The organism is Bacillus sp. SORGH_AS_0510 (genome assembly GCF_030818775.1).
Classification (GTDB): Bacteria; Bacillota; Bacilli; order Bacillales; family Cytobacillaceae; genus Neobacillus.
Map to the genome: position 1 here is coordinate 1,120,001 of NZ_JAUTAU010000001.1, position 21,296 is coordinate 1,141,296.

Consider the following 21,296-nt stretch of genomic DNA (forward strand, 5'->3'; position numbering starts at 1 on the left):
CTTCATGGTAAGGTCTTTCAGTCGCATTGAACGTAGCAGAGCATGCTTTGCGTGTGCAAGCATGTCATCTTTGAATAAGATAAACTCAGCATTCGGATGTGCAATGCTAAAATTTTTCACGGCAAGAACAGCTTGGAACCTATTTTGTGCCTGCGTAATCGATGAAGTTACCTTTCGAATCGCAACAGATTTAAATTTTTCCACAACCAAAAGGAAAGGGCTGTCCAGCATCCGCTGCAGCTCTTTTAAGGTGTCTTCAGTCCGAACCACCTGCAACAGTCGCTCATCGAGATAGAGTTCAAGAAGAGGTTCATAATCTGGATGGTCATTCATAAACTTCAAGATAGCATGGTAGCCCTGCTTGTCCTGTTCAATTACTTTCCATAGGTTATGGAATAAAGGCTCCTGTTGATAATAGGTAAGGGTGTCCAGGATGAATCCAAGGGCCTCGTCATTTCTCACAATGGCATTAAGTGAAACGACAGCCTGAATAAAAGCTAAGGCACTATTTTTATCGGCAGCGAGCTTTTCCTCTGTCATGATTTTAATGAATAAGTCCACTAATTCTGGTTTCATATCACTATTCACCTGTAGGAACTTTAACAGACTATGCAAAAAGCCTACTTTATTATGAACATACAAAGAATCATCGGTGTCGTTAAGAGTTAGGTAGATAGCGGTTAATTGATAGAAACTTTCGATTTCCAGCTTCTGCTCTTCGGCTAATCCAATCGTGGCATTGTCAACGAAATCAAAAAAGTCATCGATGCGATTGGATTCCGAAAAATGCCTCATGGCAAACTCAAGATACTCATGCTTCTGTCCTTCAACGTCCACACCGGATACCCTTCCTGAGGCAAAGTCAAAAATGAATTGCTTTTCGATAGAACGGTCTGACATGTTGAGGGTTCCAGGCTCAAAAAAGGTGACATGGATATAATTCTTTGTCTCCGGGACACTTGTAAACGTTACCGCACCCAATTTGCGTCGATGAGCATAAGGCAAATAAATCATGACCAGTTCAAGTAAATGTAGGGCATAGGTAGAATAATCCTGTAGTGGGACATTCAACGAGATAAAGACCTTTTTCTTTCCGGCAATAGAGGACATAACAGCATAAAGGAGCTGTTTAAATTGACCTTCGCTAATTCCGAGCTCCTCCAGCAATACCTCTTTATATAGGAGGTAGTTGATCATGCCAGATTCCAACTCCTCCTTTTCAGGAAGCAATTTCCCAACGCTGATATCATAGGAGGTTGCAAAATCCTTTAGTTGAAACAGCCTTTCAGGGTGCTGTACCCATTCTTCCTTCCGACCAGGAGGAAGAATATAATTGTGCATAAAATAAGTGCTGCGCTGCCCGGTGAAATCAGCAGGGACAAACACAGCCTGCCCCACCACTAAATGGCCGGTTTCAGGCTGGAAGAACGTAACCGCTTTAGGGTAGAGGGAGGCATCCTTTTCTCCGCGTTCCATTAAGGTCTTTGGTGCGTGATACATACAAAAAGGATGCAAATACTTTTTCACAAATGCTTGATCAAGCCCCTCAGAAATAGCAATCGTGTCATATCCATCGGTGGCATGAAAAATCCCGCCCCGCTCCCTTGTATACATCTGCTGCTGAATTAACTTCCCGGTCACTGCTCATTTCTCCCTTCAATATATCCAAGCTTATAAAGCAGCCAAATAAATGGTTCATCGACACGAATCGGGCTAATCATGCCGCTTACCTGTTGATCGACCGGGTTGCTTCCAAGTGCGGAGACAGCAAAATAGGAAGTATCTTTAAAATACACATCAAGCGCATTCACAAAGGGTGTATCCACTTTGGATAAAAACCGTCTAATCTCGCCATTGATATTTTCATATTCATCTAAATGGAGATGGCCTTTATGTGTGACATGACGGAACACATTACTGTTGGTTCTGATGTATTCCCCGTCATCATTTTTTAAGGAATGCAGCAGATCGCTTTTTGTCAGCACAACCGCTGTCGGAATATCGGTTTTACTATTTTCTAAGTGTGCTATAAAATCACCAAATAAAGAGATAACGACTTCGCGCGGTTCATCCCCTTGGGCGACAATTTTGCCAGGGTTCTCGCCCATTTGATGAATGAGCTTTTCCCGAATGGAGCGAATTTGCATCGGATCGACTAAGAAAAGGATACCGGCTGAATTTTTAATATGGGCCGCATGAAGCTTAATGTACTCCTTATCTACCATCCCTTCGCCGGCGACATCGAAAAAGACAAGGGTAAGCGGTGCCTGGTCTTCATCCTTAAAGACAAACTGAAAAATAAACGGCTCCTGACGATTTGATTTTTCTGTTGATTGCAGCAGGCTCCCATTTTCAAATAAAGGAATTTCGTAATTCACTCTAAACCGTTTACTAATCTCATTATCTAGTGGAATACAAGCGGCGTTAAAATTATTTGCCGTCACATGCTGGAGCATATGAATCAGTGAAGTCATATACACAGATTTACCAACAGAAGTGGCACCAACAATCGAAACGATGTTACTTGGATGCTTTCCAGCGGTCACTGGCAGGTCGTTATGACAGAATGGACAAAGGCGGTTCTTGGTCACAACCGAATATTTATCGGAGACGCCCATAAGCACCCGGTCAGAATAAATCTTATTCACATCAGGAATCATCGAAGGGTCAATGATGGCCTCTAATTCATCAATGGGCGCAAGCCCGAATTTTTCCCTGTATTTGTTTAATAGCTCATCTTCCTGCAAGGCTAACGTTTCGTCATCTTCACGATGGTGGGCCGCACGGAAAACGACCTCTTCATGATGGAATTTGCTAAAGCAGTATGGGCAGACTATATCGTAAAATGGTAATCTCTCTTTTACAGGTTGTTTTTTTTCAAACATACGTTTTAGTATAGCGAACATTCGTAAGCCCCCTAATCAGGTATCAGTTCATACATTTCCGCTGAATTCTTTCCATTGCTAAAAAAGATTCGAACATATTCGTCTTTATTGATTTCAATCTCAGGTGGCAGTGTTTTCCCTGAGGGAAAGTCGCGAACAAAGGGATACACCGTTCCATCCTCCACCGATACTGGCACGCCCCCGCTCTTTTTCACGTAGACTAACAGTTCTTTATCAAGAGGTAGCTCTGTCATAATGCACATCTTTACCCGTTTCTTCGGCTGAAAGAGTTTATTTTTATAGGTAATGGAAAAATGAATCCTTGCCCTTACACCGGATATATAAATGAGATTCCGGTCATTTTCCTGCCGAAAGACAATGAGCTTCCCGTCCCGTTTTTGGCAGGGGAGGATGCGAAAGGCATAACGGCCGATGCTATCAATTCTGCCAACATAGCCTTGATTTATCTTATATTCCTCACGGGTATAAAGCTTTAAATCAGATTCATCCAGTTCATCAATTGGACGAATAAGGTCAGCCGAAACCTTGTAGATGTAGACAAAATCGATTTCCTTTGACCAAAACCATGACAAATGAACCTCGGAATCTCTGACTGTTTTTTGTATATCTTTAATCTCATGCCCAGGGGAAGTGACGGTTTCCCAATATAACAAGTGATCACCCTCCATCTTGTTCTAGATGAATATCCTCCATTAAAACCCTTTGTTAAGGGATTGTCCCTTTGATGCAGTGCCTTGTGCGGAAAAGTCAACTCCACCTGGATGGCGGGACGTTCCACCAGAATATTTTTCCCGAATTGGAATAATCATTGTGCCAAGAGCAGTTAAGGCTGTTAAAAGGATCGCAGCTGACAAGCGATAGGAAAATCCTGATTGCAGTGTATTTTGTAAACCCAACTCGAGCACGAGCCCGGCCACTATTCCAGAGGCCAGACCAGTAATCCCATAGCTTTTCGCTAGAAAGCGGTTATCAAATAGAATGCCAAGTGCTAAGCCGAATAAGCCTCCGATAAAAGTTAGTAAGATGACACGTAGAACGGCGAGATAAGTGCTTTCTTTATACAAGCCATGTCGCTCCGTCACGAGCAGGCGGTCTTGGTTTTCTAAATAAATTCGTTCAAACACATTGGTTAATTCATCGGCCTTCTTGACATCATAGAAGGAGCCGCCGGTACGGGAGGCAATTAACTTCAGAAGCTGGGCGCCTCCTCGATCAATTTTACTCATCCCAATCGTATTGATAATGATGTCCTTGTCTTGATAGGGTTTGACCACTGCATCGAGTTTCAGCTCACTATAGCCATCGGAAAAGAGGATGACCATTGGTTTCCGTCCCGTTTGCTGGTGCTCGTCAATCTCCTTCATCGCCGTATCTAACGCATTGCTAATATCGGTACTGCCGCTTGCTTTCAAACTATTAATTTGATCAATGGCATCGGCACGTTCCGCTCGATCTTTGATGTTAAACATGGATTTCGTAATAAAGGCTTTTTCGTTAAAAGAAATAACTGTTGCCCGATGATTCGGCTCCATTGTAGTGATGAGTTTTCCTGCTGCCTTTAAGCTTTCATGGTGTGGATCCGTTTTATTCATACTGTCCGATATATCCATAACCATGACAATATCATCAGGTGGTTTCACATTTAAAAAATTAAGCGAGTAAAGGAATTGAAAGATTAGACCAGCAGCAAACAGCATCACAAAAGTGGAAGGGACGAGGACCTTCCATGAAAGTCCGCAATATTCCAAGCGCCAGCTGCGCCCATTGATCATGGGATTCATCATCTCAGCAATGAGGCAGAATGCCCCGGCAAACAAGGCCAGCTGGCCAAAATAGGTACCTATTAACAGGATATTAGGCCAGACGCCATAGTAATTGCTGATTATCCATTCACCCACAACTGCCCCAATGAAGCCTGCGATTATACTAAAAATAAAAAGAATGAAACTAAATTTACGGACAGGCATGTTTAAAACTCCTTATGATATTGAGTTGGTTTCCTCTATTTGGTGGTGAAAAATGTAGCCATTTCTCGTGTAGGCCTCGTAGTATTTTTCACCATTGCGATAGTACATTAAATCTTTGAGCTGAAAGCCACCCATGATGGTAAGCTTTTCGATGCCGCTCGATTTCTTTTCATGTGCACAGCCAACTTTACATTGTCTGGTTTCATGTTCTTTTTCCAAGGCATATGCCATGAACTTGCTATAAAAGTCACCAAAAAAGTACTTTTCTTCATAACGGTGGTCCTGGCTGTAGTTCAGTACTTCAATATGAATCGATGCCTGATCATGTAAGCGATGATATAACTGTTTGAATAGGTCCTCTTTGGAGAGAATCTCAAGATTTCCATAATGTGTTTTTACATTGGAGCGATCTAACAGCTCATCCTCAAAACTGCGATGGAATGCTTCTGCTGTTAATACCTCACGACTGCAGACTTGCAACAGTCTTTTCATGAGGGCAGCAGGGCCATTTTCAACCAGGGAGAGGAGGTTACCGAAAAAGCGTTCATGAGAATAGAAGGTATCACCATACTTTTCCTTGATCCTTGCTGTAATCTGTCCAATGATGTCCGCGTAATATTCGGAAATATTTTGATCTAATGCATCATCCGAATCATATATACTTTCTGCCGCCGCTTGTTTTAGGCAGGATTCAACTTGGTCAATATGCTCTATTTTTGTCCGAATATAAGAGTGTCTCTCCGCAAGAACATCTTGGTATTGTTTTAATACAGCCAGTTTCACATCGTGCCTGAGCATGTCATATTTAAGACCATAAACGGCATCGAAAAAATAGGAGACAAAGCTGGTACAATTTTTCTTATCAGAAAAGGGAAGATAGCTCTTTTTAAAATCACAGTTGTCCACGGTTTGCTGGTAAAGCTGTTCAAGATGTGCCTCTGTTTTAAGACGCTCTTGCCTCGTATCCCGCTGCATTTTGGCAATCGCGTTCAGCACACTACTTTTCGCATCGTTGGAGTCAGAGGTCCACGAATAAGCAGCGAACAACCCATACTGCTCATGGTTAATGACATTTTCATAGAGATAATGTTTGATATGAGCACGAAGGTCCAGACTATCTAGAAATTCCCGCACAGGCTCCTCAAAGTTTACAGAAAAGAAACGCTCTGTGCCGCCTTCATACAGATACTCTTCCGCTTCCTTCACTGACAATCGTTTTATCGATTGATAGGAATTCGTCGTCCCCATAAGGCCTGTCATATCCTCAAGCTGATCCACCGGTGGAAGGCACCTCTGAAAGTACTTTTGAAACGAAGCTTCTGACAAATCGAATAAACTGAGTATTTTTTCATCTGGTGCCGTGCTTGCTTCTTTTACTGAGATAAGAGTCTCTTGGAAAAAGAAATGAGCTGCATGGAGGGCAATTGCTTTGTTAGGGCGGTTTACCTTAGCAAAGCCAGCAGATGCATAAACAGGTTCCCTTGTGTTTGCCTTCATTCCTCGTTTGAAGTCCTGATGATTGTAGCTGTCCATTTTTTCATGATAATCAGTCATCATTTTGCGATTTTTTAAGAGATGAAGATTGCTGATGATTTCATAGTTTTGGTTCATGCTGTCACTAGAAATCAATCCATTTTCATTCTTATCACTTAATAGGTAGACTAAATCAAAGAGCGGGGAAGGCGGGTGGCTGACCGTCAGCCGCAAATGGTCCTCTGTTAGCTGGAGGTCCTTTTCAAAGGTATATTTGTCCCTTTGATAGGTGTCTAATTCTTTGAAAAAACTAATGCCTAAAGAAGTGGAGAGGGCAAAATGGTCTCCGTCCTGTTTATCCTTCATCAATCCGAATAAATCGACTTCAACTAAGCGAAACGATTCTTGTAAAATACTTTTTAACAGTAAGGTAAACTCTTGAATGAGAATGTTAGCCGAATCATCAATGGCTGTCACCACACACAGATTCACTTTTTTTAAAGAGGAATAGACCTTGCCGTATTCAGCAATCTTAGAGGATAGCCTACGGAAGGTTTGATTTAATTGAATCAGCTGGTTGTCATTATGGTAGAAGGCATGATATAAATCCTTCCGCTGCTCCTTTCGATTGACACCGTCAGATGGGAGTTGGAAGGATAACACATTTTGGTTCGTGATGGTGCTCGTTTGATAGGCATGAAAATACAATACTCCAGAACTGTTTTGCCATTTTTCTTCGTTGATGGTGATGATGGATTTCAGTGCATCCTTCACCATGTCTCCAAGGAAAAGAAAGACAATCGGATGGTTGACACTTCGCTGTTCATTTTCCGATAGGCTCATTTTCTCCAGTTCGCTAGAAAACGTGTTGGCGTATTTCTGTAAAAGTTCTCTCAAGCTGTTTCCCCCCATTGAAAAACATTCCCCAGAGTCTGTAACACTTGGTTTGATAAGAGGTGGGCCACAAGCAAATGCTGCATGTGGCCTGTAAAATACTTGTTATACTATGATTTTAACTGCCGTAACATATCCGTCACTTTGATCATCATTTCTTTATAGAAGCTGTAAAGTTCCTCGCCATTGGCAAAGTCCTTGTATTCATAATCAAGATCTTCTTTTTCCCTTTTGTAAGTAGCGGCCATTTCTTCTAAGGCGGTGATGAGCTCTGTCGCGTTTTCCTGGCTGATTAACTCATGGCTGCGGCGCTCTGATTTCTTTTCAAGCTGATCCAATTGCTTAGGACTTAGTGCCTTAAAGGCTTGATAAATCTGGTAATCTACAAATTTGGTGGTTTTCATCAAATTAACAAATGGCTCCCAAGCATCCTCTTCAATCTCTTTATCGTACACATAAAGTGCTCCGCGCTTCTTGATGGTTTTTGTATAGACGGCTTGAATGAACTGATTCATCGAAGCTTCTTTATCCTTTTGTGAAGCAATGTATTGCTCCATTTCGCTGATTTTTTCCTCAATTAGACGATATTTTTGCACCTCAAGCTTGATCTTTTCTATCAGCTTAGGGGAGCGAATAAAGTTTTCCTTCGCTAATTCTTCAGTGGTACTTCCGAAAATATCGCTTGAGCCTGCTGATTCCATGTTGCCAGCGAACATGTCCTTCAAGACACGCAGCACTTGTTTTACGTTCCCAAGGCTTGCCTTATCTAGCTGGTTAGGGTTCACATCATTGGATGCAAATAATTCCGGTAGATTGATTTCCTTTGTAAAATGACACTGGAATCTAGCGCTCGTATTTTGTTCAGCATTCTTTTCGGTAATTGAACCGTATACCTTTGCTTGATCAAACAGGATACGGATGCCTGCATTATATTGCATCACACGTTCGTTACGATACGTATCTCCCCATGACCTTTCTGGAATAGGGGAAGGGAGGTAGGCCCAGTTTTCCTTCGCCGTTTGCACCAGATGGCGGCCAACGCCTTCTTTTTCTAAGATGGTTTTTTCATATTGTGTTTCGTAATTGGTTAATGGCGAGTACGCAAACAATGGAATTCCATTTTTCGTGTTTAGCCAGAAGATTCGATTCTTCAACTCGCTTTCCTTAATGGTGAAGCGGGAATGACTTAACGAATGACGTTCGAAATTTTTTATTCCGTTAAAAATATTCGGTGCCTTGACTGGTACGGAAACAAAGCCCCATTGAGGGAAGTGAAGCTGTCCATTGCTGTTGGCCAAGTGGAACACCGGCAGGGCATCCCTGTCTAAGCGGGCAGCAATTTTATCCTCAATGATTTTATCGATGGGCTGGTCATCCCCGTATTTGAGTCGTAAAAAGTCTTCCATCGACTTCGTTATTAATTCACCGAACTGGTCTGTTAAAAATTCTGACACGGTGCCAACAACGTCAATATCCGATTCCTTTACCCAGTAGGTCGATTTTTCGAGGAGCATTTCTGCCCACTGCTGGACGAGTAATTCTCCATCCTTCGAATCAAACATCCGTTGTATTTCACGGGCCACGTCCGGAACGCTGACGAGATGCCAGTAATATGTCACGTCATGATCGCGCTTCACTTCTTCACCGTCGACAAGGATGTCGGCGTTCTTTTGGAAAATGCCCTTCAGCGTCTCGAGGATTTCTTTATACACTTCGTAAATCTTGTTATTCTGGCTGCCCAGCAGCGCATAGAGATCCTCATAAAATTCAATCATTTCTTCGATTCTTGCTTTTTCAGCACGAGCATAAAACTCGTTCAGCTTTGCTTCAATATAAGCATTCTTTTTGCGGTCTTTTGAGATAAAGGCACTTCTCGCATCCTCAAGCTTGTTGTAGGCATATTCCTGTTCGGATTGAATCGCTCTAGGAAGGCGCTCAAGGCGGTCACGTAGTCCTTCGACATAAGCTTGTAGCGTTTTTAATAAGCAGAAGCCATCATTCGAGTAAATTAACCGGGACGCGTAAATCGGCCCTTTTTTGGGATGAAGGAATAAACGCTCAATGTGACGTCGGAATTCCTCCATAATTTCTCCAGGAACCTGCTTTTTGCACTTTCGGTACTGTTCCTTCGCTTTGAGTAAAAATTCACGATCAAGCTCTTCATCCAGGTTGATAACAGAGGTTTTTATCACGTTGTTATACGAGAAACGGTCACTGTTTTCAAATCCGGACAAGGGCTCAGGTACACGCTCATTAAAGCGTTGATGGACAGAGTCAGGGTCAATGCGAAGCTTCTCCGCAAATTGCTCAACGTCTGTCTGGTCAGGATTGGTATCGAACATACTATTCATTTTTTCAAACAGCTTGTAGCCGACATAGGTGGTCATTTCCTCAAGCGGAATCTCCGCCATTGATGCCCCGATGATGTTATATTGATAGTTTGCGGCATACGGCTTTGGCATCTGTGCAATATTAGTGCGGATGTTACTGATGTAGTCATGGATTGCAAACTCTTCCCCCGATTGCTTTTCTTCATTTGCCATGAAGTTAGTAATGTTCTCGGCTGTAACATTCATGCAGTAGTCGTAGGCATTCTCCAACCATTTTCCTTCGAGATTTGTCCCAGAGATCAGGTGGCAGAGATTAAACGGCGGCATTGGCGAGTTTACATCGAGCAAGCTGCCATACTTCATCTTGAAACGTTCATTTCGTTCATCACAGTTCATCCAATAGTCAAGCTCTTTCAAGGCGGCATAGCCATTTTTCTCAATATATTCAACGGTATGTGAGCTTAACCCACGTTTGGACAAATTTACGTCAGGAGTAAATAGATACCCGAGCATGCTCACTTTATCGACACCGGTCGCGCCGAATTTCCGTTCCATAATTCCGCGTGTAATGTAGGCAATATCGAGATAACAGCCGCTGCCTGTTCCTCCGGAAAGTCCCGTAAGGATGAAAACATAGAGGCGTTTGCTTGTGCCTTCTAGGACGGCTTCAATTTTTCGCTCAATAGTTTGGACGACTTGATTGATTTTTGTGAACAGCAGCAGCCGTCCTGCCTGACGAACACCGGAGGCTCCGCTGATGCCGTCTGTGATTAATAGTTCAGGTGACAGCCATTCCTTTATGTAAGGCTCGATTGTACTGCGGTTTTGTAGTAAGCCTCCAATTTCTGGATTGGACAGGAGGACAAATTCTTTGTTAGGGTCGAGCCCGATGCCTTTATATTTTTTATTGCGGTCATATTCATTGGTTTCAAATGCTAGGAATTCGATGTTGTTTGGTTTTTCTTTTTTCTTCTTGGATAGCGGATCTTGAGGAAGTTTGAAACGGCGGTTGACTTGGTATTTAAGTCGTAACAGGGCATCAATTCCGGTGCCCCCTAAACCGATGACCAGCATCGGATTGTCGATTGTATCAACACGGATCTTTTCTGAGATAATGCCTCCACCTAAGGAAACATCCAACTGCTGAATATGCTCTCTCACACTAGCTTTCATGCAAAAATTCCTCCCTGGCTGAAAATAGAACTACCTATATAGACGGAAAATAACACCAAAAGATTCAAAAATTGGTGTCAGGCATTCATTTGGTGCCTGACACCCGCGATATTTAGCTGATGTATTCAATGTAGATGGATTTGTTTATTTTTTTTAGGACGATTCGCAGGCGGTCGTTTCGTTTGATGTCTCGGCCTTTTTTTGCATCGATGGCGCGGCCGCCTTTTTCGATTGAACAGTCTGAGTTGTTAATAAGCAGGAGGGAATCCCCGGCTGCAGGCTTGAATAGGATTTGATTCGTTTCCGCAAATTCAGGTGACAGGGATAAAAGCTGATGGAGGCGGAATTTGCCTTTAAATCCCTTCAACTTTTTATACTGCGGATTGGTCCGTTCACCCGTATCTTCATCTTTAATCTCAACCACGATCTGACCGCTGAACCCACGATTTGCCTGCTTCAATCTGGCAATCAAAATAAACGCCAGTGCCACGAGCAAGAGAGCTCCGAGAAGACCAAGTATTACAGAAACCCATGGGAACGGTTTTTCCTTTTCCATAGGGCTTGGCTTCGATACAGCAGGCACTGCAGCCGATTGTTGCACAGCCAACTTTTGCGGTGCCGTTTCGCGGAAGAAGCTATTGTCCTCAGCCTTCACTACTACCTCATAGTTAGCAGAGCTTCCCAGCTTAAACTGACCAGTAAATCCTTTCTCACCGGCAGGTAAATTCACTTCCTCCGTTTTCCCTTTATCGAGGTCCTTCACATAGAGTGTTGCTTTCATAGATTGATAGATGTTTTTATCAGCAATAGCTGTCCCGTTGTCCTCAAAGAATGCTCCAATTTTTACGGTTTCACCCGCCTTATAGCTTTGCTTGGCAAGCGGCGTCAGTTTTAGCTGTAAATCATAGTTAAAAACAAGATTAATATCGATTTTATCCTGTGGGACCCCTTTTACCTTCAGTTTCCAATCACCTTGCTGTGGCTTCAATAGTTTGACCATTGAATAGGTTTTGGATTTAGACAGCAGTACCTGGTCTGAGGGAATCGCAAGTTCTTTTCCGGAAGGGTCAAGCAGCTTGACTTCAACTGGCTGGCTTGAGATTAAAGAGATATTTGCTTCTAAGACATTCTCATTAGGGACATTAATTTTAATATCTTGATAGTCTCCATTTGCCACTAATTGATTCACAGGAACGATTTTCAGCTTCAAATGGTTAGCGAAGATTGTGCTTAGGATTCCAGGGAGCTGATCGGCAGAGCTTGCTTCGAAAAACTTCCCATTTGTACTTTTGGCAACATTAGATAGAACGTTTTTATTTAGCTTTCCATTGGCATTTAATCCAATTGTATAGATAGGATATCCCTTAGTCTTGGCAGCGGAAACGGCTTGAGTAAGGGCCTCATCTGCCTGTTTCACTGTCTTAGATTTCTTTGGGTCGAGCTCATTATTGCCATCGGCAAGTAATACAATGAGAGGGAAGTAATGATCTTCATGACTCGAATCTAACACCTTTACAGCTTCCTTCACCCCGGAAGATATATCTGTATAGGTGTATTTTTCAAGGGAGTCGATAAATTCCTTCAGGTCCTTCTTGTCCTGTTCGGAGTGGATTTTAACCAGTGCCTTTTCCCGCATGACCTCATCCGCATAGGAAATTGCCCCAATCTTATCCCCGTTGAAGGAGGCCATATCAATAAACATCTTCATCGCTTCACTACTAATATTATTGGGATCGCTGCTTTTCATTGAATTACTCACATCGACTACCAGCATGCCTTCAATCCGCGAAGTGGAAGATAACGGTCCTGCAGCCCGTGCATGAAAAAAATCGATATTGCTTAAAAGAAATGTGACCACTATCAAACTACTAATCCATTTTTTAATCATTTGATGTAACCCCCAACTAGCAGTTTCTAATTAATAATTTACAAAAACAAGAAATACAAACTTATTTTACCATCTAGCCTACACTACCCCCAAACAATATTCGGTAGAATTATAAAAATTTTCCTATTATAATATAAAATAATGCATTTTCTGGAAAAAACAGTAGTAATGTGTAAATACCAATCCGAAAAGGGGAAGTAGAATGTATAGCATTGTGTTCACTAGTGTTCTAGTTTTGATCCTGATCTGGAAAACCTATAAGTTATTTAAAAATAAGAGGAACAGCGGTCACTATGATGATTTAGACCAAGAGATGGTGATCATGCTCAACGAGGGTGAGTCAATTGGCTAAACAGGCAGTTCAGTTTTCCAAGAAGAAACGTACGCAATACCGCTTTCAAAAACTGAAAATGTGTAAGAAGTGCAATCGTTACACGGTTTTAAAGGATGATATCTGTCCAGCATGTGGCACTCCTTTTATTGGGATTGAGAATCTTGTTAAAGCCATATTAAAAAACAAGCTATTTACAGAAGCGACATGGATTCTAATCGTTGTCAGTATTGGGATTGTAGCAGCACCGACAATGAAAACTCTCTATTTCTCCTTAGTTACAGGATTGATTTTTGTCGTTAGCTACGTGATGTTATCATCTCTATTTTTGAAAAGTGAGTATTTTACCCAGCTAAAAACCTTGCTTCGGGCCGATTTAAAAAAGATTGCAGCAGGTATTCAAGTGGACAGTAATCTCGCAAAGATGGATGTCAAAGAGAATAGACTCGCCGATGCCTATGAAAAACTCCGTGAAATTGGCGATTTTATTTATAATGACGAGATGAAGAGCCGGCGTGTCATGACTCTAAATGAGATTGTCCTCCGTAGGGATATGGAGCTGGAGCTTGAACCGCTTATCCCTTCATCATATGACAAGGATTTTGTGAAATATGCACTTGAGGTGGTAAAAATCAACCGTTCACTAATGACGAAGAAGGGCATCGCCTATTTTATTCACTATCGAGAGGCCGTCATCAGGGACTTTGGAATGGATTCACTGATGTCCGTTGCAGGCACAGTGTTACGGATGAAACTCTATATCCAAGAATTTCAACCGTTCATTGAGGAGTTCCTTGAGTATTTTCCTAAGGAGAGAATTCTTCGATTATGCAGTATCCTGCAGGCCCATCCTGAAGTAGACTGGGGCAGTCTAGAGGACCAAACCAAGCGTCTCATCTACATGAAATATCCGTTTGATCCTGATTTCAAGCGGTTTGCTTATGAAGAAGGAGTCGTAAGTCATGTCTAAATCAACCGTTTATAAAAAAGTAAATCGATCGCGAAATTTCTACCTCTTCCTACTTATTTGTCTCCTGGTCCTTGTGGGAGGAAAAATCATTCTGGCCCATGAAAAAATGAATACCTATGAGGAAGCTATCCGATTATATCAATCAGGTGAATTGGTCGCTGCCGAGAAGAAGTTCCGGGCAGCAAAGTTAAATCTTTCCGTTTCTGATCACAACCAAGATATCAATCGGAAGCTCTCCATTCTCTCACCTATTCGTGAAATTATGGAGGATCTAGATGAAAAGGCAGTCAGCTACTATGAGGATATGGAGTTGGACCGCCTCGTTGATATGTACGACCGATGGAAAACCCAAAAACAAAAGTGGGTGTCAGGCACCAGCATTCAGAAGGACATGTATGGGGAGATGATTGCCCTTACTAAGCTGGATCAAGATATGAAGGGCTATTTCTCTTCAATCAAGAAGACTTATTTAACCAAGTTACAAAATGAGGTTACTCTTAATCAAACAGCGGAGGAACAGATTTATACCAATCTAAGGAAGATTCCTAGTGAATACTACGGTGGGGATGTTGCTAAGTCCAAAGAGCTGACAACCTCGTTCCAAGCGTATTATGCTACCAGAATAAACAAACTAATAGATGCGGGTGCGCCTGTTATTGATATGGTAAATGAGGGGAATCGACAATTCGTCATGCTATCAAGATTCTCGATTGATACAGCCTGGCTGAAGAAAGCACTAGATGCCCATTTGCTTAAGGTTCTTACCGAAGCAATGGAAAAAAAGGATTATGGTACGTTTGCTGAACAGGCAAACAGTACGAACAAATTATCAGCAAATATGAAGGATGCTAAAGTTCTGGCTTATATAGAACGATCGAAGACTGCCCTACTCTCTAAAGCAGGTAAATTGATGGCGAGCAACAAATATGAAGAGGCGATTAACATCTATGAAGCTCTTAGACCTTTGGAAAATACGGAGGACCTGATTACGAAGGCCAATCTTGCCTGGGATCAGTACGATCCGATACGAGTCTTAAAGCGGCTGTATCCAGAAAAGGAGTTTCCTAATTTCGTGAGCGCAAGAAATAAATGGGGGGCAGATATTGTTGTTGCTGCCATATCTAAAGATGGGAAAATTTATTTTGGCAGACTAAAGGGGCAAGAACCAATGATGGTGACGGAAGGGGGACTCAGTGAACCACCCGTGATCAACAAGCTAAGCTTTCAAAGCAACTATAGTACATCGGATAGTCCAGTCATCTTTATCGATGCCAAGTCATCTGAAAGAAAGCATCATTACCTGGCCTATGAGGTGAGGACAGACTCAATTAACCCAATTTTAGATGTGCAAGCGGACAATTTAACGGTTGAAGCAAAACAGGTGATATTACTGGAAAATCCGATTGGGCAAGGAGCTGGGGAGCTGGCTTACTATGAACCTGGGATCAAAGGGGAATATCAATTTAGTAAAATTAAAGTAGACTATGTGGAAATTCAAGTTGGCGATGTTGCGAACTATTTTGGAAAAAAAGTGCGCTTTACGGCATATGCGGCAGCCAAGACAAGCAGCGGTGCTGCACTCGTCACACTTTCAGAAGGCTACAATTACAGTACTGGTAAGTATGATAAATCATATTTGTTATTAAAGGGGTCTGAGAATTTTACCATCTATACGAATTATACCGTCATTGGTATGTTTAACAGTTACACAACGTTCACCAACGAAAACGGAGAACAAGTTCGCGTCCCCGTTTTCCAAGTGGAAAAAGTGGAATAGAAAATAAAGGGGCAGACTCACAGGTATTAGTGGGCCTGCCCCTTCTGTTATTCTTTACTAGAGAGTGGAATAAACCGATTAAAAATACCGACCGATGTAACTTCGCCCATTCCTACCTTGGAAAAGTCTGTTTTATAAATTGTGAAAATAAAATAATCCTCTTGTGTGGTGCCCATATCAAAAATCGATTCTCCCGCCACAGAGAGGACTCCTTTTTGCAGCAGATTTGAAGATTGGTCCATTGCCTTGTGGTTCAGCCAGTCCACATATTCCGAACGGGTAGGATTGGTTTCGGATAACACATAAATCACCACAATGAAAAGAATGATGGAAACAAGTCGTTTCATTTAACAATCTCCTATTCTTTTAGAAAATACTGTAAATTTTTATAGTGATAAGTATAAAATGGAAAAATGTTTTTGTAAACAACCCCTATGCAGCTTCCAATAGGGAGGATTTGTAGAAACAGATAAGAAAATGGAAAGAACATTGTGGTGATATTTGGCTATCGATATGTTAAATTATTACTATTATACTCTCAAATTAAAGGAGACAAACCGTGTCGAGAAAAAAGAAATGGATCGTTGCCTGTTTCCTTTTCCTGCTCTTTTTAAATGGGTTTGGGATACTAGCAGTAAACCTTTTAGGGAAGTAGATGGACACAACAAATTTAGAGGCAGGGAATGACGTTATGATACCTAATTTAGCCAAACCGATTTCGAAAAAACTCCTTTTTGCCATGCTCATTGTAACCATCGGTGCCGAGGTTCTACTCTATCTATCCCGATACAGCTATATGGCCAGCTCGTTGTATGACGGGATGATGGTAGGTTCTTTTTTTATCGGTTGGAAGTTGTTTAAACGTCTCAGCAGCCCGCAGGATTCTCCTAAGCGTCCGCGACAGGTGATAATGCAATTTTCAGGTGCCTTCCTTATTTTCTTCCTTGGAAGCACGGTGATCAATATTTACTCTAGTAATACCTTTTTGGAATTTAACGATGATTATGATCAATACGTGCAGGATTATACGGAATCCCAAGCATATGAACCAGACATTGAAGAAGCTCCGATCGACCATGTGTGGTCCTTTTTCGATAAAGTCGATACGATTGGCTCGGATATATATGCCGATACGCTCGCCGGTTTAGAAGAAGTATGGCGGCTGGCCTATATGATTCTTATACTGATCGTTTTTCGGAAGCTCTTTCCTAAGCGGTGGGAAAGCGGGAGAAGGGACGTGTTCCTCATGCTTGCGCTTTTCCTAACTTCCATTTTATTTGGCATCGATCACACCTTAGATACAGAGCAGCCATGGTCGATTCGGATCGGAGCGATTGTAACCTTCGCGAACATGGGGCTGTTGTTCGGCATAATTTTATTATGGACCCGCAACCTTTGGGTAACGGTTCTTGTTCACTCTCTTTACGATATAACAGCCACGCTTTCTTGGTACTATATCGATTATGCGGTTGAATATTTTGCACTAGGTTGTTTCATTCTTTACCTCATTCTTTTTACCTTAGAAAAATTACAGCAAAAACGTGTTCGGAAGGAAATGGGTGCTGTGGATCTGGCACAGGGTTCATAAAAAAAGTAAGGCAGTAACCTTTTGGGTTACTGCCTTACTTTTTCTAAAAATGATAACGATAAGTCTTAGTATCCACCCAATACTCAATCGTTCCATCCTCTTGCTCTATGTATTTGATTTTTTCTCTATCAAAAGCAGTGGTTAATCTTTCCGCCGCCAGCCCTTGGGAAACCTTTAATTTCAATAACGCTTTATTAACTTGGAAGGTGTCTCTATGGGGTGTTTCAGCTAGATAGGTGATCAAGTCTAACCGATGCTGCATCACATCAAGCAGGTATTGTTTATGTATACGTAATTCAGCAGGTGCCTTTAATTTCTTCACTTTCTGCACAAGCACCGCTTGCTTCTCACTAGCTTGCTTTAGACTAGCGGAATCTTGTTCTATAGCCCCATTTAATAGATTTGAGCTTTGATTATAATAGGCTTGTTCCATTTTTAAATAGGATACAATCTCATCTTGGGATGTTGAAAATAGGTCTTGTAGTATAAAAATACTAATAAAGAATGCGAAAATTACGCCCATCATATAAAACCATTTTCTCCTATGACTTTTTAGTGGAGAAGGTTCTTCATCTTTGGGTTGGAGAGGTGCCTTTAACTGCAGCTCCTCCAGTTCTTGCTTTACTTTTCGTTGTGCGGGAGTCAGCATCCTTCGCCCTCCGTTTTATGTAAGTTAGTAGAACCTATTACTATCCTACTATAAAAAGGGGTGTAAAATCCATTTATTCCTAAATTTTACTACAATAAATACCTTGATTTGGAAGGGATGGATACCTTTACCGCTTTCGGACTTCCGACAGAATTAGAGCCTAGCAGCTAAAATACGACGAAATGTTCTTTATATCGCAAATATTATTTAATGGTTTATGTGTAAATGATGAATGCAGGACTAAATGCTTAAATTTAGTAAAGCGAAATAAATTTCCCGCTATTTGGTAATCTGTTTGGACTAATAAGTAAGCTAAACATTATTAAATTAATATTTTTATAGGTAAAAGTAACCATAAAAACCATTGTGAAATCTATTATCTATGAACAAATAACTAGTAAAAAAAGGAATAAATAATATTTTTAGATTATTTACAAGATTAGTAACTTTCTGTTAAACTAGTTTTCGTGGTGTTCTTTAGAAAGAACAACCATTATATAAAAATTAGGGGGTATATGCATTTGAAGAAGAAAAGTACTCTAAAGGTCTTATCCAGCCTAGCTGCAAGTACCATGGTAGCGACTACCATGTTTGCAGGCGCATTTGCTGGAAGCACGGTGGCACCAACACCGGCAAAAGCAGCATCCGTAGAAGCAGCTCCAATTGATTTAAATGTAGTAGATTTTGATCGTCTAGGTGCAGCGCTTCAAAAGCAGGGACTTATTGCAAAGGGAGCGTCACAACAAGAAATTACAAAGGCAGTAAAGGCCTACATTAATAAGAAACAGGGGCAAAAGCCTGGTAAAGCGGACAAGGCATTAACAAAAGAACAGAAAGAGCTTGATAAGAAAGCTAAAGATTTTGTAACAAAACAAAAGGACAAGCTTACTAAACAACTTGCTAAAGGGCATGAAAACTTTAAAAAGGGTAAACCGACTGGCGCTGTTAAAGTAGATTCTGCAAAACAAGCGAACTATAGCGGTGATGTTCGTGAAGATAAGGTGCTTGTATTATTAGTAGAATATGCGGATTTCAAACACAACAATATTGTTCAAGAACCTGGCTATATGTATTCAAATGATTTTAACAAAGAACACTATGAAAAAATGCTATTTGGCAATGAAGATTTCACTCTATTCAATGGTGAAAAAGTAAAAACATTTAAGCAGTACTATGAAGAGCAGTCTGGTGGAAGTTACACAGTAGATGGAACTGTATCAGATTGGTTAACTGTACCAGGAAAAGCTAGTGATTACGGTGATGATAATCCGGCTGGTGGTCATGATAACCTTAATCCAAAAGGTCCACGTGATCTAGTAAAGGATGCGTTAAATGCCGCAGTTGCTTCGGGAATGAATTTAAATGACTTTGATAAATTCGATCTTTATGACCTTGATGGGGACGGTAATCAAAATGAACCAGACGGATTAGTCGACCATTTGATGGTTCTTCATGCTGGTGTAGGCCAGGAAGCAGGTGGAGGCAAACTTGGGAATGATGCAATTTGGTCACACCGGTGGACTTTAAACGGTATCTACCAAGTTCCAGGTACAAAAAACAATGCAGATCATGGAATGTTCTCTGGGATGGGTGCATATGACTACACAATTGAGCCTGAAGACGGCGCAGTTGGTGTATTCGCACATGAGTTTGGTCATGACTTAGGTGCTCCAGATGAGTATGACACTCAATACACAGGTAATGGAGATACAGTTGCTCAGTGGTCAATTATGAGCGGTGGAAGCTGGAACGGAAATATTGCTGGAACGCAACCACCAAGCTTCTCACCACAAGTCAAAGAATTTTACCAAAAGACAATTGGTGGAAACTGGGCTAATATTACCGAAGTAAATTATCAAGATATCGATAAAAATGGTTTAGCCACCGTTATCGATCAAAGCGTAACCAAGTCTAAGAATCCTGGAATTGTTAAGGTGAACTTACCTGATAAGAAGGTAAAAGGTATCGACCCTGCGTTTGGAAAAAAATATTATTATAGCACAAAAGGTGATGGCCTAAATACCTCCTTAGAAACCCCAGTATTTGATTTAACAAATGCAACATCTGCATCTTTTGATTACAAACAATTCTATGAAGTAGAGTTTGACTATGACTATTTATATGTCGATGCTGTTACAGAAGATGGTAAGAGCACACCTCTTGATGTTCTTGGTGATGAAAACACTGAAGGTGGTCTGGATACATCCAAAGGAAATTGGGTTGACAAATCTCTTAATTTAAGTAAATTCGCAGGAAAAAAAGTTAAACTTGTATTTAATTATGTAACAGATGGCGGTTTTGCTCCAAATGGTTTCGCCATTGATAACCTTCAATTAACAGTAGATGGAAATGTAATATTCTCTGATGATGCTGAAGGGGATACAAAAGTGACTTTAAATGGTTTCGAAGTATCTGATGGCTGGATTAGCAAACCTCACTATTATTACCTAGAGTGGAGAAACTACGCCGGTTCTGATGCATCTTTACTATTCTCACGCGGTTCGAAATATAATACTGGTTTAGTAGTTTGGTATGGTGATGATACATTTACCGATAACTGGGGTGGAGTTCACCCAGGTGAAGGTTTCCTAAGTGTTGTTGACTCTCATCCAGATGCACTTGTTTTTAAGTTAAATGGTAAGGAATCAATTGAGCAAACAACTCGCTATCAAGTTTCAGACGCTGCATTCTCGTTAGACAAATCACCTGCATGGTATGTAGATTCACCAACTCGTGGAATCTATGATTATAAAGGACTGTCAGGCGTAACAGAATTTGATTCTACGAAAGCTTACATTAACAACGTAATTCCTGATGCCGGAGTAAAAGTTCCAGCACAGTATCCAATTAAGTTCCAAGTCATTGGTGAAGCAAAAGACAACTCCGCTGGTGCAGTTTGGATCCACAAGTAAAAAATGATTTAGAAGAGACATCGGGCTGCCCGGTGTCTTTTTTTAATAGATAAGCATATAAAATTTGCTACAGACCCTGATATATACTTGGTTTAAACGGTGCCTGGATCCACTAGACTCTCAAAAGAGTACCAACTCTACTTTTCGTAGAGTTGGTTCGTTTTAGTTTAGGGAAGTATGGTAGAGGACATAGGTATATGGACACGCACGCCATTTACTTTTTTAATATAAAGCTACTACTTACGGTTTGTTATTAGAATTAAAATGCCAAATTATCGCATGGAAACAATATTTGTAGTATCTTTTGTCAGTTTTATTTATCTCAAATCGAAAGATATCAATAGATTGGACTATTTTCCTAGACTATTATGTCGAATATTGCGAAAATATTTTTCTTCGAATGCCGAAAAACTATTGACCTTTACTACAATAAAATAC

Annotated in this window: 14 protein-coding genes (1 of these 14 cut by a window edge); 5 read left to right on the top strand and 9 right to left on the bottom strand. The window is 41.1% G+C overall.

Annotated elements, in window-relative coordinates:
* The 7 genes from QE429_RS05820 to QE429_RS05850 form a co-directional block, all read right to left on the bottom strand.
* Positions 1-1,641 carry the 5' portion of a GAP1-N2 domain-containing protein gene (locus tag QE429_RS05820; protein ID WP_307285079.1) on the bottom strand. Its footprint begins 1,167 nt before the window's first position, so 1,641 of the gene's 2,808 nt are visible here — the first part of the coding sequence; the start codon lies at positions 1,639-1,641; its stop codon lies off the left edge, out of view.
* Positions 1,638-2,906 (bottom strand): TRAFAC clade GTPase domain-containing protein, encoded by a 1,269-nt coding sequence (locus tag QE429_RS05825; protein ID WP_307285082.1) that lies wholly within the window; start codon positions 2,904-2,906, stop codon positions 1,638-1,640. Before QE429_RS05825 ends, QE429_RS05820 begins: the two co-directional genes overlap by 4 nt.
* A gap of 11 nt (positions 2,907-2,917) precedes the next feature.
* Complete coding sequence (locus tag QE429_RS05830) at positions 2,918-3,559, bottom strand: beta-mannanase (RefSeq protein WP_307285084.1); 642 nt, start codon at positions 3,557-3,559, stop codon at positions 2,918-2,920.
* Between the two features lie 39 nt (positions 3,560-3,598).
* Positions 3,599-4,873, bottom strand: coding sequence for a vWA domain-containing protein (locus QE429_RS05835; RefSeq protein WP_307285087.1), 1,275 nt, complete (start codon positions 4,871-4,873; stop codon positions 3,599-3,601).
* Between the two features lie 12 nt (positions 4,874-4,885).
* Positions 4,886-7,243 (bottom strand): hypothetical protein, encoded by a 2,358-nt coding sequence (locus tag QE429_RS05840; protein ID WP_307285090.1) that lies wholly within the window; start codon positions 7,241-7,243, stop codon positions 4,886-4,888.
* Positions 7,244-7,350: 107 nt separating this feature from the next.
* The gene (locus QE429_RS05845) at positions 7,351-10,743 is read right to left on the bottom strand and encodes a tubulin-like doman-containing protein (RefSeq protein WP_307285092.1); all 3,393 of its coding nucleotides are present in this window, start codon (positions 10,741-10,743) and stop codon (positions 7,351-7,353) included.
* A gap of 112 nt (positions 10,744-10,855) precedes the next feature.
* Positions 10,856-12,631 (bottom strand): VWA domain-containing protein, encoded by a 1,776-nt coding sequence (locus tag QE429_RS05850; protein ID WP_307285095.1) that lies wholly within the window; start codon positions 12,629-12,631, stop codon positions 10,856-10,858.
* Between the two features lie 202 nt (positions 12,632-12,833).
* Between QE429_RS05850 and QE429_RS05855 the strand changes: the two genes are divergently transcribed.
* The 3 genes from QE429_RS05855 to QE429_RS05865 are packed head-to-tail and all read left to right on the top strand — an operon-like array spanning position 12,834 to position 15,709.
* The gene (locus tag QE429_RS05855; RefSeq protein ID WP_307285097.1) at positions 12,834-12,983 is read left to right on the top strand and encodes a hypothetical protein; all 150 of its coding nucleotides are present in this window, start codon (positions 12,834-12,836) and stop codon (positions 12,981-12,983) included.
* Positions 12,976-13,932: a hypothetical protein gene (locus QE429_RS05860; RefSeq protein ID WP_307285099.1), complete on the top strand. Its 957-nt coding sequence runs from the start codon at positions 12,976-12,978 to the stop codon at positions 13,930-13,932. Before QE429_RS05855 ends, QE429_RS05860 begins: the two co-directional genes overlap by 8 nt.
* Complete coding sequence (locus tag QE429_RS05865) at positions 13,925-15,709, top strand: hypothetical protein (RefSeq protein WP_307285101.1); 1,785 nt, start codon at positions 13,925-13,927, stop codon at positions 15,707-15,709. The genes QE429_RS05860 and QE429_RS05865 overlap by 8 nt, the downstream gene beginning before the upstream one ends.
* Positions 15,710-15,756: 47 nt before the next feature.
* On the opposite strand, the gene QE429_RS05870 is transcribed toward QE429_RS05865, so the two are convergent.
* Entirely contained in the window at positions 15,757-16,056 is a 300-nt protein-coding gene (locus QE429_RS05870; RefSeq protein WP_307285104.1) for a hypothetical protein, read from the bottom strand.
* A 308-nt stretch (positions 16,057-16,364) separates the two neighbouring features.
* On the opposite strand from QE429_RS05870, the gene QE429_RS05875 reads away from it, so the two are divergent.
* Positions 16,365-17,297 (top strand): CPBP family intramembrane glutamic endopeptidase, encoded by a 933-nt coding sequence (locus QE429_RS05875; protein WP_307285106.1) that lies wholly within the window; start codon positions 16,365-16,367, stop codon positions 17,295-17,297.
* A gap of 43 nt (positions 17,298-17,340) precedes the next feature.
* On the opposite strand, the gene QE429_RS05880 is transcribed toward QE429_RS05875, so the two are convergent.
* Positions 17,341-17,946, bottom strand: a complete 606-nt coding sequence (locus QE429_RS05880; protein WP_307285109.1) for a hypothetical protein — start codon at positions 17,944-17,946, stop codon at positions 17,341-17,343.
* 515 nt (positions 17,947-18,461) lie between these two features.
* Between QE429_RS05880 and QE429_RS05885 the strand changes: the two genes are divergently transcribed.
* Positions 18,462-20,858 carry an immune inhibitor A domain-containing protein gene (locus tag QE429_RS05885; protein ID WP_307285111.1) on the top strand — a complete coding sequence of 799 codons (2,397 nt, stop codon included), beginning with the start codon at positions 18,462-18,464 and terminating at the stop codon, positions 20,856-20,858.
* The last annotated feature ends 438 nt before the right edge of the window (positions 20,859-21,296 follow it).

What these genes read in the sequence shown, in the direction of transcription:
- QE429_RS05825 (WP_307285082.1), bottom strand. Translation starts at nt 2,906, where the DNA reads ATGTTCGCTATACTAAAACGTATGTTTGAAAAAAAACAACCTGTAAAA.
- QE429_RS05835 (WP_307285087.1), bottom strand. Translation starts at nt 4,873, where the DNA reads ATGCCTGTCCGTAAATTTAGTTTCATTCTTTTTATTTTTAGTATAATC.
- QE429_RS05845 (WP_307285092.1), bottom strand. Translation starts at nt 10,743, where the DNA reads ATGAAAGCTAGTGTGAGAGAGCATATTCAGCAGTTGGATGTTTCCTTA.
- QE429_RS05850 (WP_307285095.1), bottom strand. Translation starts at nt 12,631, where the DNA reads ATGATTAAAAAATGGATTAGTAGTTTGATAGTGGTCACATTTCTTTTA.
- QE429_RS05855 (WP_307285097.1), top strand. Translation starts at nt 12,834, where the DNA reads ATGTATAGCATTGTGTTCACTAGTGTTCTAGTTTTGATCCTGATCTGG.
- QE429_RS05865 (WP_307285101.1), top strand. Translation starts at nt 13,925, where the DNA reads ATGTCTAAATCAACCGTTTATAAAAAAGTAAATCGATCGCGAAATTTC.
- QE429_RS05870 (WP_307285104.1), bottom strand. Translation starts at nt 16,056, where the DNA reads ATGAAACGACTTGTTTCCATCATTCTTTTCATTGTGGTGATTTATGTG.
- QE429_RS05875 (WP_307285106.1), top strand. Translation starts at nt 16,365, where the DNA reads ATGGACACAACAAATTTAGAGGCAGGGAATGACGTTATGATACCTAAT.
- QE429_RS05880 (WP_307285109.1), bottom strand. Translation starts at nt 17,946, where the DNA reads ATGCTGACTCCCGCACAACGAAAAGTAAAGCAAGAACTGGAGGAGCTG.
- QE429_RS05885 (WP_307285111.1), top strand. Translation starts at nt 18,462, where the DNA reads ATGCATTTGAAGAAGAAAAGTACTCTAAAGGTCTTATCCAGCCTAGCT.